Origin of the sequence: Pseudochelatococcus contaminans (assembly GCF_014195635.1) — a bacterium.
GTDB classification, from domain to species: domain Bacteria; phylum Pseudomonadota; class Alphaproteobacteria; order Rhizobiales; family Beijerinckiaceae; genus Pseudochelatococcus; species Pseudochelatococcus contaminans.
In genome coordinates, this window is record NZ_JACICC010000004.1 from 377,861 (window position 1) to 391,626 (window position 13,766).

11 protein-coding genes are annotated in these 13,766 nt (G+C 60.2%); 6 read left to right on the forward strand and 5 right to left on the reverse strand.

Translation table 11 applies throughout. The features are described 5' to 3' along the window. From phnE to phnD, 3 genes are all read right to left on the reverse strand, one after another. A complete protein-coding gene (gene phnE, locus FHS81_RS10330) occupies window positions 1–807 on the reverse strand; it encodes a phosphonate ABC transporter, permease protein PhnE (protein WP_183752621.1) in 807 nt (268 codons plus the stop codon). Next, a complete protein-coding gene (phnC, locus tag FHS81_RS10335; protein WP_183752623.1) occupies window positions 807–1,646 on the reverse strand; it encodes a phosphonate ABC transporter ATP-binding protein in 840 nt (279 codons plus the stop codon). The genes phnE and phnC overlap by 1 nt, the downstream gene beginning before the upstream one ends. Before the next feature lie 93 nt (window positions 1,647–1,739). Next, entirely contained in the window at window positions 1,740–2,693 is a 954-nt protein-coding gene (gene phnD, locus FHS81_RS10340; RefSeq protein ID WP_183752625.1) for a phosphate/phosphite/phosphonate ABC transporter substrate-binding protein, read from the reverse strand. 479 nt (window positions 2,694–3,172) lie between these two features. Here phnD and FHS81_RS10345 point away from each other — a divergent pair, with 479 nt between their 5' ends. From FHS81_RS10345 to FHS81_RS10355, 3 genes are all read left to right on the forward strand, one after another. Further along, a complete protein-coding gene (locus FHS81_RS10345; protein WP_183752627.1) occupies window positions 3,173–4,390 on the forward strand; it encodes a BaiN/RdsA family NAD(P)/FAD-dependent oxidoreductase in 1,218 nt (405 codons plus the stop codon). 381 nt (window positions 4,391–4,771) lie between these two features. After that, entirely contained in the window at window positions 4,772–5,275 is a 504-nt protein-coding gene (locus FHS81_RS10350) for a cellulose biosynthesis protein BcsS (RefSeq protein ID WP_183752629.1), read from the forward strand. A 191-nt stretch (window positions 5,276–5,466) separates the two neighbouring features. Then, a complete protein-coding gene (locus FHS81_RS10355) occupies window positions 5,467–6,705 on the forward strand; it encodes an MFS transporter (RefSeq protein WP_183752631.1) in 1,239 nt (412 codons plus the stop codon). Window positions 6,706–6,725: 20 nt separating this feature from the next. On the opposite strand, the gene FHS81_RS10360 is transcribed toward FHS81_RS10355, so the two are convergent. Continuing rightward, the gene (locus FHS81_RS10360) at window positions 6,726–8,570 is read right to left on the reverse strand and encodes an FUSC family protein (RefSeq protein ID WP_183752633.1); all 1,845 of its coding nucleotides are present in this window, start codon (window positions 8,568–8,570) and stop codon (window positions 6,726–6,728) included. Between the two features lie 430 nt (window positions 8,571–9,000). Between FHS81_RS10360 and FHS81_RS10365 the strand changes: the two genes are divergently transcribed. Then, on the forward strand, window positions 9,001–9,639 hold the full coding sequence (locus tag FHS81_RS10365) for a MarC family protein (RefSeq protein ID WP_183752635.1): 639 nt from the start codon (window positions 9,001–9,003) through the stop codon (window positions 9,637–9,639). 31 nt (window positions 9,640–9,670) lie between these two features. On the opposite strand, the gene FHS81_RS10370 is transcribed toward FHS81_RS10365, so the two are convergent. Continuing rightward, entirely contained in the window at window positions 9,671–10,114 is a 444-nt protein-coding gene (locus tag FHS81_RS10370; protein WP_183752637.1) for a DUF1622 domain-containing protein, read from the reverse strand. A 476-nt stretch (window positions 10,115–10,590) separates the two neighbouring features. On the opposite strand from FHS81_RS10370, the gene FHS81_RS10375 reads away from it, so the two are divergent. Continuing rightward, window positions 10,591–12,381, forward strand: a complete 1,791-nt coding sequence (locus tag FHS81_RS10375) for a type I secretion system permease/ATPase (protein ID WP_183752639.1) — start codon at window positions 10,591–10,593, stop codon at window positions 12,379–12,381. Window positions 12,382–12,390: 9 nt separating this feature from the next. Then, window positions 12,391–13,728: an HlyD family type I secretion periplasmic adaptor subunit gene (locus FHS81_RS10380; protein ID WP_183752641.1), complete on the forward strand. Its 1,338-nt coding sequence runs from the start codon at window positions 12,391–12,393 to the stop codon at window positions 13,726–13,728. Window positions 13,729–13,766 lie beyond the last annotated feature (38 nt).

Here is a 13,766-nt window from a genome sequence, read left to right on the forward strand (position 1 = left end):
CTACTGAATCCGCTTGCGAATGATGCCCGACACATATTCGGCCACCATGACGATACCGATGATGATGAGCAGGATCGCGCCCGCGCTGTCGTATTCATAACGATCGATGGCGGTGTTGAGCGTCGCGCCCACGCCGCCCGCGCCGACGATGCCGATCACCGCCGATTCACGAAAGTTGATGTCGAGGCGATAAAGTGACAACCCGATGAGGCGCGGCATGACCTGAGGCTGCACGGCGTAGTTCACGAGTTGCAGCCACGATGCCCCGGTGGCGCGGATGGCCTCGGCCTGGGTTTCGTCAATCTCCTCGATGTCTTCCGCAAGCAGCTTCGCAATGAAGCCGATGGTAGCGAAAGACAGCGTCAGGAAGCCGGCGAAGGGGCCGAAACCGAACATAGCGACCAGCAAAATGGCGATGACGATTTCCTGAAACGCGCGAGACACGGCGATGATGGCGCGGCAAACCAGATACACCGGCATGGGTGCAAGGTTCCGCGCGGCGCCGATGCCGATCGGGATGGAAATCAAAATGCCGACGACGGTGGAGCACACCGTCATGGTCAGACTTTCCTGAATGCCGGTGGCGATGTCACGCCAGCGCGAGGTGAAATCCGGCAACAAAAAGCCCTGCGCAAAGCGCCAGCCGCGTTCAAGGCCCTCGTAAGCGCGCAGCCAGTTTACTTCCACCGTCGAAAGGGCCAGCAGCAGGTAAATTGCCAGTCCGCCGTAAACCAGCAGCCGCGTGGCGCGAGAGCGAATAAACAGCGGCGGCCGCTTCCAGCGGCCCGGATATGACGCGGCGGTCATCAGGCGATCCTCGCCAGCCGGCTTGCAGCCTCACGCGCCTGCGCGGCGCTTTCGGCATCATCGGAAGCGTCATCGTCCGCCTGCTTGCGCATGGCGGCCCAATCTTCCTCGCCGTAAATGCGGGTGAGCGCATCGGTATCGAGCGCGTCGGGCGGTCCGTCGAACACGATCTCGCCCGCGCGCAGGCCAATGATGCGCTCCACAAACGCCTGCGCCAGCAGTACGTCATGAATGTTGATGATAGCCGGCAGTTGCCGCTCGCGGCAGATTTCGAGGATCAGCCGCATGATCTGGCGCGAGGTGCGCGGGTCGAGCGAGGCAGTGGGCTCGTCGATCAGAAGCAGTTCCGGATCCTGTTCCAGGGCACGGGCGATGCCGACACGCTGGCGCTGGCCGCCGGAAAGCGCATCGGCGCGCTTGTCCGCATGATCGATGAGGCCGACGCGATCAAGCAGCGCAAAGGCGTTGGAAACGTATGCAGGCGGATAGCGACGCAGAAAGCTGCGCCAGAACGGCACGTAGCCAAGACGGCCGGACAGCACGTTCTCCATCACGGTGAGGCGCTCTACGAGCGCGTATTCCTGAAAGATCATGCCGATACGCCGGCGCGCCGTCCGCAGCCGGCCACGCGGCATGGCGGTGACGTCGAGATCGCCCAGGTAAACCTTGCCGCTGGAGGGCTCAACAAGGCGGTTGATGCAGCGGATGAGGGTTGATTTGCCCGACCCTGATGGCCCGATAAGGCCCACGACCTGCCCCGCCGGAATCGTGAAGTTGACGCCCTTGAGCGCCTTGTCGCCGGTTTTGTAGGTTTTCGTCAGGTCCGATACCCGGAGCATCGCTTCATCCTTCGCATCACATCCTTCGAATGACATGGACAGAGACGCCGGAGTTCACACGAACCCCGGCGTCTCGTTTTGCCAAGTGAAGGATTACTTGCAGTCGTAGGTTACGCCATTAGCGTCGTCGATGGCGCGGATAACAGCCCAGTTATCCTTGAACGTGATCGGCAGGAACTTCTCCTGCGGCGGCTCCGAGCTCTGGAACTCCTTCAGCAGCGCCGAATCCGTCCAGTCAAAGTCGAAGAACGCTTCGCGGATCTTGTCCTGCAGCTCGGGCTTGAGGTTGTACACAACGCCGTAGCCGGTGGTCGGGAAGGTCTGCGACTTGTAGAGCGTCACGATCTGCTCAGGCTTCACCACGTCGCGAGCCGTCATGCGCTGCAGCACGGAATTGGCGATGGCCGCAGCCGGGTAGTCCTTGTTGGCAACGCCGAGGATGGAGTTGTCGTGCTTGCCGGAGAACACGGGCTCGAAGTCCTTGCCGGCTTCGAGGTTGTATTCGGACTTCAGCAGCGCGGACGGAGCCTTGTAGCCGGAGTTCGAGGTTTCCGAGGTGAAGGCCAGCTTCTTGCCCTTCAGATCTTCGATCTTCTCGATGCCGGAGCCGGGATAGGTGATGATTTCCATCTCATAGCCATAGGCATCGTCCTTGGACGCCATGATGGCGAAGGGCTTGAAGCCCGCGCAGGCCACGGCCAGCGGGTTGCCGCCGGTGTTGAAGCCCGCGACATGCAGACGGCCAGCGCGCATTGCTTCGATCTGCGCGGCGTTGGACTGCACGGGGAAGAACTGCACCTTCTTGCCGGTCTTCTGGGAGAGGTGCTCCAGGAAGCCCTTCCACACATCGGCGTAAACAGCCGGGTCTTCAACCGGCGTGTAGGCGAAGATGAGCGTGTCAGGATCGATCTGCTGCGCAGGATCGGTCGGGGTATCCGCCACCAGATCGCCGTCGGCGTCGGTGTAGCGGCTGTCGAGCTTGAATTCAGCGTGCGCAGGAAGCGCAAATGCAACGGAAAGCGCCAGGGCGGCAAGCAGCTTTTTCATGAATCTCTCCCGTAAGACGAGGTCGGCGGTCATAACCCGGCAGGGACTTGCCGGCAGAGACTTGAACCCGCGGCGACCTTGCGCCGATCACGCGGGGTTATTGGCTACGAACGTCACAGATATGTGACAAAGGCTGACACAAGTATGCGTCAAATCAACTATCGCCGGCAAAGTATAATCACCCTCTATAAGTACTTCCGGCGGAAAATTGTAATATTATCGATATATACAAGCGCAGGGCATGGCCTGAAGCGTGGATAGAAACGATATCGGATACTCGGCGCGTTGAACCGCAATCCACAACCTTCGAGCCGCCACACTCTCACATAATCGCCAGACCGTGGATACGATTGGCGGAACGATTCCATCCGGCGGCAAAGACCTCTATGAAACGATGCACTGGCCCGATTCCTGAATCGACGGCCAGTGAGAGCCGCAGCTTGCGGTCGAGGCGGCTCGTTGCGAAGGGATAGCATCGCATGGCAAATCGGGTTCAGCAGTTCGACACCGTTATCATCGGCGCGGGAGCCGCGGGGCTGATGTGCGCCGCGCATGCCGGGGCAACGGGCGGGCGCGTGCTGATCGTCGATCACGCAAAGGCGCCGGGCGAAAAAATTCGCATTTCCGGCGGCGGGCGCTGCAACTTCACCAATCTGCACGTCAAGCCGCAGCGCTTCATCTCGGCCAATCCGCACTTCGCCAAGTCGGCTTTGAGCCGTTATACGCAGCACGATTTCATCGCCCTGGTCGACCAATACGGCATCGCCTACCATGAAAAGACGCTCGGCCAGCTCTTTTGCGACGCAAGCGCCCGTCTCATCGTCGACATGCTTTGCGATGAAGCTGCCGCAAGCGGCGCGGAGTTGCGGCTCCAAACCCGCATCGGCAGCATCGAGCATGCCGACGGGGGCTTTACCCTAGCAGTAGAGGAAAACGGCGCGGCGTATAACGTTTCATGCCGTCATCTCGTGGTGGCGTGCGGCGGCAAGTCCATCCCCAAAATGGGCGCAACCGGCTTCGGTTATCGCATCGCTGAACAGTTTGGCCTCGCCGTCACCGAGACACGGCCGGGGCTAGTGCCTTTGACATTCGGTGAGGATGTGCTCGCCTCGTTCAAGCCGCTGGCCGGCGTTGCCACGCCTGTCGAGGTTGCTGGCGGCGGTGCCCGCTTTGCCGAAGCGATGCTGTTCACGCATCGCGGCTTATCCGGTCCCGCGATCCTGCAAATCTCGTCGTATTGGCGCGAGGGCGAGCCGATCACCGTCACCCTGCTGCCCGAACAGGATGCCCTCACCGCGTTGCGGGAGCGACGGCAGATAGACGGCCGCAAATCCATGGTGACCGTTCTCGCCGATCTGCTGCCGAAACGGCTGGTGGCATACCTTGCCGAACAGCTCGGGATAACCGGCAATATCGGCGACATGAGCGACAAGAAACTGTCAGCGCTGGTGCAGGCGCTGAACGGCTGGACGCTGCACCCCATCGGCACGGAAGGATACCGCACTGCGGAAGTCACGCTGGGCGGCGTCGATACGGGCGAAATCGACTCGCGCACCATGCAGGCGAAGAAAGTGCTGGGGCTTTACTTCATCGGTGAGGTTGTCGATGTCACAGGATGGCTCGGCGGTTACAACTTTCAGTGGGCCTGGTCCTCAGGATGGGCAGCTGGAACAGCGATAGCGAATATGTATAATTAAAATATACTGATAATTATATTGATATAAAATCATATAATTAAAAATTATTATGCAATATATTTAAATAGATAAATTATTAATTGTTTTCATATCGGAAATATTGATAATATGCATCTAAATATATATTGCAAAAATTAATTTATGACGCTTGCATGACATGCGCATTCCTTGATAGCGTGGATAAGTTATTGTTCAGATGCGCGAGACTTTGTCTCGGTTTCAGGGAATTGCAACCTGTTGACGTCGCCAGCCTTTTTTCTTCAAGGCAAGCCAGCATTACGCCCCTCGCCTCTCCGCGCGCCATATCATGCGCTCGCGCTTGCCATTGCCGCCATATGGTTCGATGCCCCGCCCGTCCGCGCAGGCGATGCAAGGCACCTCATGTATGCCTCGGTCGATGCCACGGCTGATGGAGGATATGGCGGAATTGGCTGGATGATGGCCCCGAACGGGCTGGACCATTCCGGCCCGGTATTTTCCGCAGAAACCGGCCGATCCCTCACACCCGAGAACCGCGCCGCAGCCATGGCGGGATGGCGGGTGTCGACGCATAAAACCATCGTGACGCTGCTAGGCGGTTTCGAGGCCGCAACCACCTTGAGGCCCGTGGCATCGGCCGATGTCTGGTGGGATAACGCAGGCTGGATGGCGACAGGACGCGTTCAGGCGACAACCGACTATGCCTCATGGCGCATCGCCATCGGGCGGAAAGCAAGTGAACGCTTGCCGTGGATTGGCCCGGAGGTATCCTCAGCGGGAGAAGAATCACGCTTCGGCGCTCATGTAACGGCCATCCGGTTGCCTGCCGGTGTGGAAGCGCGCGCTTCCGCCGGGTGGTCAAAACGCGGCGCGTTTGGCGAGCTGTCGCTTTGGCGGCGATTCTAGAGCATTTCGGCATTTCGTTGAAACGCCGAAATGCTCTATCTTCTTGGTTTGACGCGTTTTCTTCACGCAAAGCGGTATCCACTTTGCTTGAAAACGCTTTAGCACGGCGTATGCCGGAACAGAGATGTTGGATCACCCGGCCCATCGCTAACCGCGCCGCCGGAGAGGATACTGCGGGAACACGGTGGATCATGGCCCATCAATCGCTGCCACCTGACGAGCCTCGCAACGAGCGCCCTGCGCCAGTGTGGATTTCCAAGGGCACGCCGGCTTATCGGCGGGCGGAACTGGCTTTGTTTCTGGCCGGCTTCGCCAGCTTCTCGCTGCTTTACTGCGTACAGCCGCTGCTACCGGCCTTTGCCGCCACGTTCAACGTTACGCCGGCGGCGAGTTCGCTGGCGTTGTCGCTGACTACCGGCATGCTGGCCGTATCGATTCTTCTGGGCGGGGCCTATTCACAGGTTCTGGGCCGACGGGGCCTGATGTTTGCCTCCATGATGCTGGGAGCGCTCCTTAACATCGTCGCCGCCGTTATGCCGGATTGGCACGGCCTGCTGATCGCCCGCGCGCTGGAAGGGCTCGTCCTCGGCGGTGTGCCGGCTGTCGCCATGGCGTGGCTGGCAGAGGAAATCGAACCGGCTCATCTGGGCCGGACGATGGGTCTGTACGTTGCCGGCACGGCGTTCGGCGGCATGGCCGGGCGTGTCGGCATGGGCGCGCTGACCGAATTCGTGTCGTGGCGGATCGCGCTGGTCGCACTCGGCGTGCTGTGTCTTGCCTGCGCCGTCGGTTTCATCCTGCTGCTGCCGCGCTCGCGCAATTTCACACCGACACGTAACCTGGACCCTGCATTTCACCTGCGAGCATGGGGCGGCCATCTGTGGAATCGCGGCCTGCTGCGGCTTTATTTCATCGGCTTCCTGCTGATGAGCGTGTTCGTAACGGTGTTCAACTACGCCACATTCCTGTTATCCGAACCGCCCTATGAGTTAAGCCAGACGCAGGTGAGCCTGATTTTTCTTGCCTACGGCTTCGGCATCGTCTCATCCGGCATCACCGGCAGCCTGATGGTGCATTTCGGCGCACGGGGCGTCATTGCCTGTGGCTTTACGCTGATGCTTGCCGGCACGCTGCTCACCCTCTCCGTGCCGCTCATCGGCATCATCGCCGGCATTTCGGTGATGACAACCGGCTTTTTCATCGGCCATGCAGCAGCGAGCAGCTCGGTTGGGCGGCTGGCCACAGTTTACAAGGGGCACGCCGCTTCGCTCTATCTGCTGTTCTACTACGTCGGTTCCAGCATCGTCGGCTCGGCTGGTGGATGGTTCTGGGAGCATGGCGGATGGTCCGCCATCGTCGCCCTCACCGGGGGAATGTCGCTGGCAGGCGCCGCGCTCGCACTTGCCTTCCGCCCGCGAACGCAGGCATGAGCCAAGCGGGCGATGCCCCCTTACCCACGCGATGTCTCATCGGCCTGATGGTGATCGCGGTCGCGCACGGCCAAAAGCCGGTGCCACCCGGCAGCGCCTTCCCCGGCAAGGTTGCGGAGATCCTGCAACGCGGCGGCATCCTTCAATGACAGACGATGCCGCCGATGCAGCAACCGCGTGAGATCGTGGTGAGCGATCTCGGCCTCGCTGCTCGCAAGACCTGCGGCACGGCGGGACTTATGCACCTCAGGCGCGGATGCTTCCGCCCGCACCCTGTCGGCGTAAGCGCGGTTGGCCTCAAGCCCGGCCTCGATCCGCCGCTGCAAGGCCGGCCCGAACTCCGGCCACAGTACAAGCACGGAAGACAGCGCCGCGAGACTGCCAACAAGGTTGTCGAGCATCCGCGCAGAAGCGATTCCCACCCCTGGCTGAAGCATTTCAGTGACCAGAATGAACAGCATCGTCAGGAAGATCACGAAGATCGTGTAATTAACCGTGCGCAAGGCGATGGCTGTCGCCGCCAGCACAACGGATATCACCGACAGCGCAATTTCCGACGAGACGAATTGCAACAGGCCAAGTGCCACGGCGCCGCCAAGCAAACTGCCGAAAATGCGCTCCAGACACCTGATCCACGTAATGCGCGCACTGCCCTGCAGCACAACGATAACCGCCATGGTCGCCCAGTAGGGATAGCCAAGGTTGAAAACATGCGCCGCATAATACACCGCAACCACACCGGCAGACTGGCGCAGAGCCTGACGCAGGCCGCCCTTCAGCCGCTGCCACACCACCCGCAGGCTGACGGGGGGAAGCGGGGCGAGCTGCTCAAGCGGCGGCTTGCGTTCGAGAAGCACGAGCATGGCTTCTTCCAGAGCGATCAGGCAACCGATCATCATGTCGTCGGTCAGCCGGGAGCGTGTTCCGCGCAACCGCTCCATGCCCCATCGCAGTGTCGCGTCACGCGATTTGCTATCATCGAGCACCAGTCGCACGCCGAGCAAGGCCGTCCGCAGTGAGCGCGCGACGATGAGCCGTTCATGTGCCGGCCCCTGGCGGTGGATGAATGCATGGTCCAACGCGATCAGGGCGCTGAAAATGGTCTCCGCCGCGTCGAGCAGGCGCAGGTATCGGCCAGTAACGGCTGCGGGCTCCCCGGCGTAGCGCGCCAGCAAGCCGCGCAGCCTTTCCAGCGCCAGACGCACCGTGCGCCGATGCTCCGCATTGTCGTGTCCAGCATCCGGATTTTTTGCCAGCGAAACAAGATCCGACGCCATATCCGCCAGCCGGTTCACGACAGAGTCGGCGGTCTGATGCAACGGGGTCGCCTCATCCATTCGCCAGATGAAGTTGATCAGCAAATAAGTCCACAGCGCACCGCAAAAGAATGCCGCGGCCTGTAAAGCAGCCCGTTCCAACGGCAGCGGAAAGCCGATGGCGACGACACCGACAACAGCCAGCAAAGTGCCTGTCATCGCGCCATAGGCGACGGCGGAAGACGCCAGAATAGCGACGAACACCAGCAACGGGCCGGTCGTCATGCCTTCCACCGCGCCAAAAGACGCCGCCCAGGAGCCGAGAAAGGCCATGGCGGTGCCAAACACCACAAAACCGCCAAGCAGTTTGCGACGCAGACGATCCGGCGCGGGACTGTCGCACAAACACGTCCAGAAGGCCGCGAACACGGCCCAGCTCAGTTCCGGATGCCCCGTCGCAACGGCCAGCGCCAGCGGCACCGCAACCGCGAGAGCCGCACGGTAACCCTCCGTTCGGTTGAAATACTCGGGCGCCAACCCGACAGATCGCAGTTCGAGGCTCCGGGCCAAACTCCGGACAACAGCGGCAGCCTGACGGCCCTGTGGCATTTTCCGGCCCTACCAATTATGCAGAGAGGGTATCATCATCAGCATTGATACAGATATAGCCCTCCGTCAATGAAGACATGCTCCCGCTAACGGTCAGACCACATCGTTTTCATCATGCAGATCGTTGCTTTTGAAACCAGACAGGGCGAAGCATCGGACTGCCCAGGAGAATGAAGGCTGATAAATATGACTATAATATATATTATCAGAGATAATAACATCTATAATATTTATTCGTGATATATATGAGAACGGAATAATAATATAATTATTGAATTGATGCCAATTTTTTGCAATAAAGGCGCCACTTCATACCGAAGTGTCAGGTCATTCCCTTACTGCACCCGGATATCCAGCAACTCATCCCCGACGTGGCCGCCATGCGCCGCTTTCGATACGCCTCCAAGGCATCATCGAGGAGAACGAAACCGTGGACTGGATTATTGCGACGAAAATATTCGCCGCTCTTTTCGCGATCATGAACCCGCTAAGCTGCATCCCCATCGTTCTGGCAATGACGGCTGGTCAGAGTCAGGCGCAGCAACGCAACGTCATCTTGCAGATGATTATTACGATTGCCGTCGGCGCTGCACTTTGTGCCCTTGCGGGACAAAAAATCCTGTCGATATTCGGCATCGACGTGACGCACTTCCAGTTCGCCGGCGGCCTTATCGTGCTCATGATCGCGCTTGATATGCTGCGTGGTGAGAACAGCCCCACACATGCCGGATCGGAGCAGGAGCAGCAGGCTCCGAAAGCCGGCGAGACGATCGGCATCTATCCGCTCGGTATTCCGCTGACGTTCGGGCCCGGCACGATTGCCGCCATCATCATCATCGGCCAATCTGCACAGGGCGTGAGCGGAGAAATCGGTTTTTATGCGGGTCTCATCGCATACGTGATCTGCTTTTCCATTCTTCTGGCAGCCTCACCGTTCCTCAGCCGCGGGCTGTCACCTTCCGCACTTTCGATTTCCAAGCGCATCATGGGCATGATCCTGGCCGCCATCGCGGTCGAGATGATGGCCGATGCCACGGGAACGCTGTTCCCCGCTTTGCTCAGGCATTGACCCTATTCTTACTTCGGGAAGGCCGGACCGTTCAGGAGTTTTGGCCTTCCTCGCCGCCTTGCGTTTCGGCCTTCGCAGTCTGCCTTACCGCCGCCCGCTGGCTCGCTGCCCGACGCCACGGCCATTCTCCCTCGATTTCCGCTTCCAGCGAGAAACTGAGGAATGTCCGTATCAGCACGATCATGCCAAGCAGCCCGACACTTTCCCACGTCAATGGCGATGTAATCGTGGCGATGATATCCGCACCGATCAACACCTCCAGCCCCAGCAGGATGCCCCGCCCGAGATTGGCGCGATACTGATCGTAAGCCGCTTCTCCGGAACCGCTCACCACATCCCTGACATAACGGACAGTGGCCAGCGCGACGCCGATGATGATGATGGCAACGCCGAAAGCTTCCAGCAGCGACGCCAAAGGCTCCAGCATGGGGGCGATCAGGCTGACTAGTTCACCCCGTTCAGCTGCGGCATTCATGTCGTCACCTCTTCCAGCGTTCAATCAGCAATGTTGGGCAGTTTTATTTCACTGCATTCATGCCATGACAAGGTCATGAACAAGCCTGCCCCCGCGTATATTTATTCAACCTCGTTATGGAAAAGCGGAAAGTGTCGCGCAGAGCGATAAACGGGGCGATACGCTCTCGCGCGAACCCACCAATTTAACCGCGAGCTTTGATGAAATATAATATTGATAGCACGCATCAGGACTCAATTTCATCTGACAGCGCTCCAATCCTTGCGCACACCATATCCAATCCTTGCTTCTCCCGGGCACCTGCATCAACAGAAGAGCCAACTCCAGACATTCATCTTGAGTGGCCACGACATATTTGTCTGTTTTGGCGTCGATTATTACACATATGTCATATTAATGCGCTACATACGCCCATTCGTTGGGCTTGCCGGCAAAACTCATGCCGACGGTCGTCTTCACGCTGTGAGGTGCCTCCGGTGTCTACAATTGATAATGTTATCCAGATCGCACGGTCGGGACTTTTCAGGCTCTTCCTGATTTCTGCCGTTGTGAACGTTCTTTTGCTGGTTCAGCCGCTTTATATGTTGCAGATCTATGATCGCGTTCTGTCGTCCGCGTCATATGATACGTTGTTGTATATTTCTATTCTTGCCGGCGGTGCTGTGCTTCTGCTGGGAATTCTGGATGCGTTGCGCGGCATCATCAGCGGGCGAATTTCCGCCCGTGTCGGCATCGCAGGCAGCGAGCAGGCCTTGCGCGCTTCGCTGAAAAGCTCCTACGCACCGCTGGGCGATATTCAGCCGCTGCGCGACCTTGCAATGATCCGGGGATTCATCGGCGGCAAGCCCATTCTCGGCTTCATGGACATGCCGTTCGCACCGCTGTTCATCGGCATTCTGTATTTTATCCACCCGAACCTGTTCTGGCTCACCATTATCGGCGCCGTTGCGCTGCTAATCGTTGCGCTGGCTAACCAATGGATGTCCGAACGGGCTCTTGGCCGCGCGGGCGACGATTCCATTTCCGCCGGTCTGATGGCGCAGGGCTTCGCGCGCAGCGCCGACAGCATCACCGTGATGGGCATGGTGCGCAACGTCACGCTGGCGTGGGGCGAGCGGGAAGGCAAGGCCATGGCCCAGCAGGGAGCGGCCAACGACCTTTCCTCCATTTTCGCCGGCATTTCCCGCGTATTGCGCATGGGCTTGCAGATCGCCGTCCTCGGCTACGGCGGCTATCTGGTGCTGGAGCAGGAAATGACGGCCGGCATGATCTTCGCTGCATCGCTCATCTCCGGCCGCGGCCTGCAACCGATCGATCAGGTGATCGGCGGCTGGAAGGCATTCGCCGATTTCCGCAAAGCATGGAAACGCCTCTCCGAGGCCCTCGGCGATGACAGCGTCGACAGGGAGCCCACCGCCTTGCCCGCCCCTGCTGGCCGGATCGAAGTTGAAAAGCTGGTCGTCACCACTCCCGGCAGCCGGCAGGGTGATCCCATACTCAAAGGTGTTTCCGCCGTTATCCCCGCCGGCACTTGCGTCGTGCTGATCGGGCCTTCCGGCGCGGGCAAATCCACGCTGGCGCGCGCCATCGTCGGGGCGGTCAAGCCGTGGTCCGGGATCGTCCGCATCGATGGCGCGGATATTACCCAGTGGGACCAGGATGTTCTTGGCCGTTACATCGGCTATCTCGCGCAGGATGCCGATATGCTCCCCGGCACAGTTTCGCAGAACATCGCCCGCTTCAACCCGAACGTGGATGATGAGGCCATCGTGCGGGCCGCCCAGACGGCTGGCGCGCACGATGTCATTCTCGGCCTGCCGAACGGCTACAACACGTGGATCGGGCCGGAGGGCGTGCGCCTTTCCGGCGGACAGCGGCAACGCGTCGGCCTCGCGCGTGCGTTTTTCGGTTCGCCGAAGCTGCTGGTTCTCGACGAGCCGAACGCCAACCTCGACGCCGATGGCGAGCAGGCTCTGGACCGCGCCCTGCAAGCCGCCCGCGCCCGGGGCACGACCGTAATCATCGTGACCCAGCGCAAGCTTGTCGCAGACCGCGCCGACCGCGTGATGGTTATTCGGGAAGGACATATCGAGGACTACGGCACACGGCAGGAACTGATGGAACGGCAGGCCGCGCGGGCAAGAGCTGCCCAGGGTGCATCCGGTCAGGGTGAGCCAGGTCAACCCGCCCCTGCTCCCGCGCAAGCTTCCGCCAGCCGTCCCGATGGCGGCGCCTCGGGCATCCGCATCTCTCAGGTTATTGGATAAGAGCGCGTCATGGTAAAACTCAACAGCACTCAGCCAGCAAAGCCCGATTGGGCGGCTGGTGTCCGCTCCGACACCCGCGGTCCCATGCTGCTCAGCGCCGCATCCAGTTCGCTTTTCGTCTTCGGCTTTCTGGGATGGGCGACTTTCGCGCCCATCTCGGGTGCTGTCGTGGCGGAAGGCGTGGTTGCGGCTGCCGGTCAGAACCTGCGCATCCAGCACCTCGAAGGCGGTATCGTCAGCGAAATTGCCGTGCAGGAGGGCGAGCGGGTTGACGCCGGGCAGGTTCTTTTCACGCTCGACGACACCTCCGCCGCCGCCAACCGCAATCGCATCCGCGCCAAGCTGCTCTCGGCCATGATTCGCGCCGAACGCCTCAGCGCCGAACGCGGGAGCGTGGAAACGCTGGCTTTTTCTCCGGATCTCAAGGACGCGGCAGAGAACGCCGGCATGAAATCCTATCTTGATGAGCAGCGGCAGGAGTTCGAGATCCGCCTCGCCCGCTATCGTCAGGAGCGCCTCATCCTGGGCCAGCGCCTTCATTCGCTGGGGCGGCAGCGCGAGGGTCTTCAGGCGCAGAAAGACGCGGTGGAAGAGCAACTCCATGTCGTGCGCGACGAACGCGAACGCAAGCACGGGTTGCTCGAAAAGGGCCTGACGAACCGCTCGGAATACACGGCGCTGCTGCGCGCAGAGGCCGAGTTGGTAGGACAGGCCGGTCGCTTCGGCGCCGACATCCTCAACGTGGACATTCAGGAAGTTGAGGCGCGCGAGCAGGTTGCCCGTCTTGAGACGCAGCGCGTTGAAACGGCCTCCGCCGATCTCAACCTTCTCCGCGTCGAAATCAGCGAATCGCAGGAGCAATTGAGCGCCGCCGAAGATATCCTGACCCGTACGGTCGTGCGCTCACCGGCAAAGGGCATCGTTGTCCGCAACAATCACAACACCATCGGCAGCGTTGTGCGGCCGGGTGAGATGATGACGGAAATCCTGCCGACCACCGACAGACCGCTGGTTCAGGCGCACATCCCCGTCAAGGATATCGACCACGTGAAGGTGGGGCAGGAAGTGCGCATGCACTTCATCGCCCTCAACGCGCGCGTGACGCCGGAAGTGACGGGCCAACTGGCCTACATCTCTGCCGACCGCCTGACGGATGAAAAGACTCAGGTGCCGTATTTCCTGGCGCGGATTGAGCCCACTCACGACCTGCCGGAAGGCATTTCGGCGGACAAGGTCTATCCGGGTATGCCCGTTCAGGCATTCATCCAGACGGAACAGCGGACTTTCGCCACCTATGTTACCCGGCCGTTGCTGGACAGCTTCAACCGGGCTTTCAAGGAGCCGTAGGCTCCACACCCGCTCTGATAAAAGACCTTCGGGCCAAA

Bases quoted from the DNA above. Each gene is read 5' to 3' on its own strand.
- phnD (WP_183752625.1), bottom strand. From the start codon at position 2,693: ATGAAAAAGCTGCTTGCCGCCCTGGCGCTTTCCGTTGCATTTGCGCTT.
- phnC (WP_183752623.1), bottom strand. From the start codon at position 1,646: ATGCTCCGGGTATCGGACCTGACGAAAACCTACAAAACCGGCGACAAG.
- FHS81_RS10370 (WP_183752637.1), bottom strand. From the start codon at position 10,114: ATGAATGCCGCAGCTGAACGGGGTGAACTAGTCAGCCTGATCGCCCCC.
- phnE (WP_183752621.1), bottom strand. From the start codon at position 807: ATGACCGCCGCGTCATATCCGGGCCGCTGGAAGCGGCCGCCGCTGTTT.
- FHS81_RS10360 (WP_183752633.1), bottom strand. From the start codon at position 8,570: ATGCCACAGGGCCGTCAGGCTGCCGCTGTTGTCCGGAGTTTGGCCCGG.
- FHS81_RS10355 (WP_183752631.1), top strand. From the start codon at position 5,467: ATGGCCCATCAATCGCTGCCACCTGACGAGCCTCGCAACGAGCGCCCT.
- FHS81_RS10380 (WP_183752641.1), top strand. From the start codon at position 12,391: ATGGTAAAACTCAACAGCACTCAGCCAGCAAAGCCCGATTGGGCGGCT.
- FHS81_RS10350 (WP_183752629.1), top strand. From the start codon at position 4,772: ATGTATGCCTCGGTCGATGCCACGGCTGATGGAGGATATGGCGGAATT.
- FHS81_RS10345 (WP_183752627.1), top strand. From the start codon at position 3,173: ATGGCAAATCGGGTTCAGCAGTTCGACACCGTTATCATCGGCGCGGGA.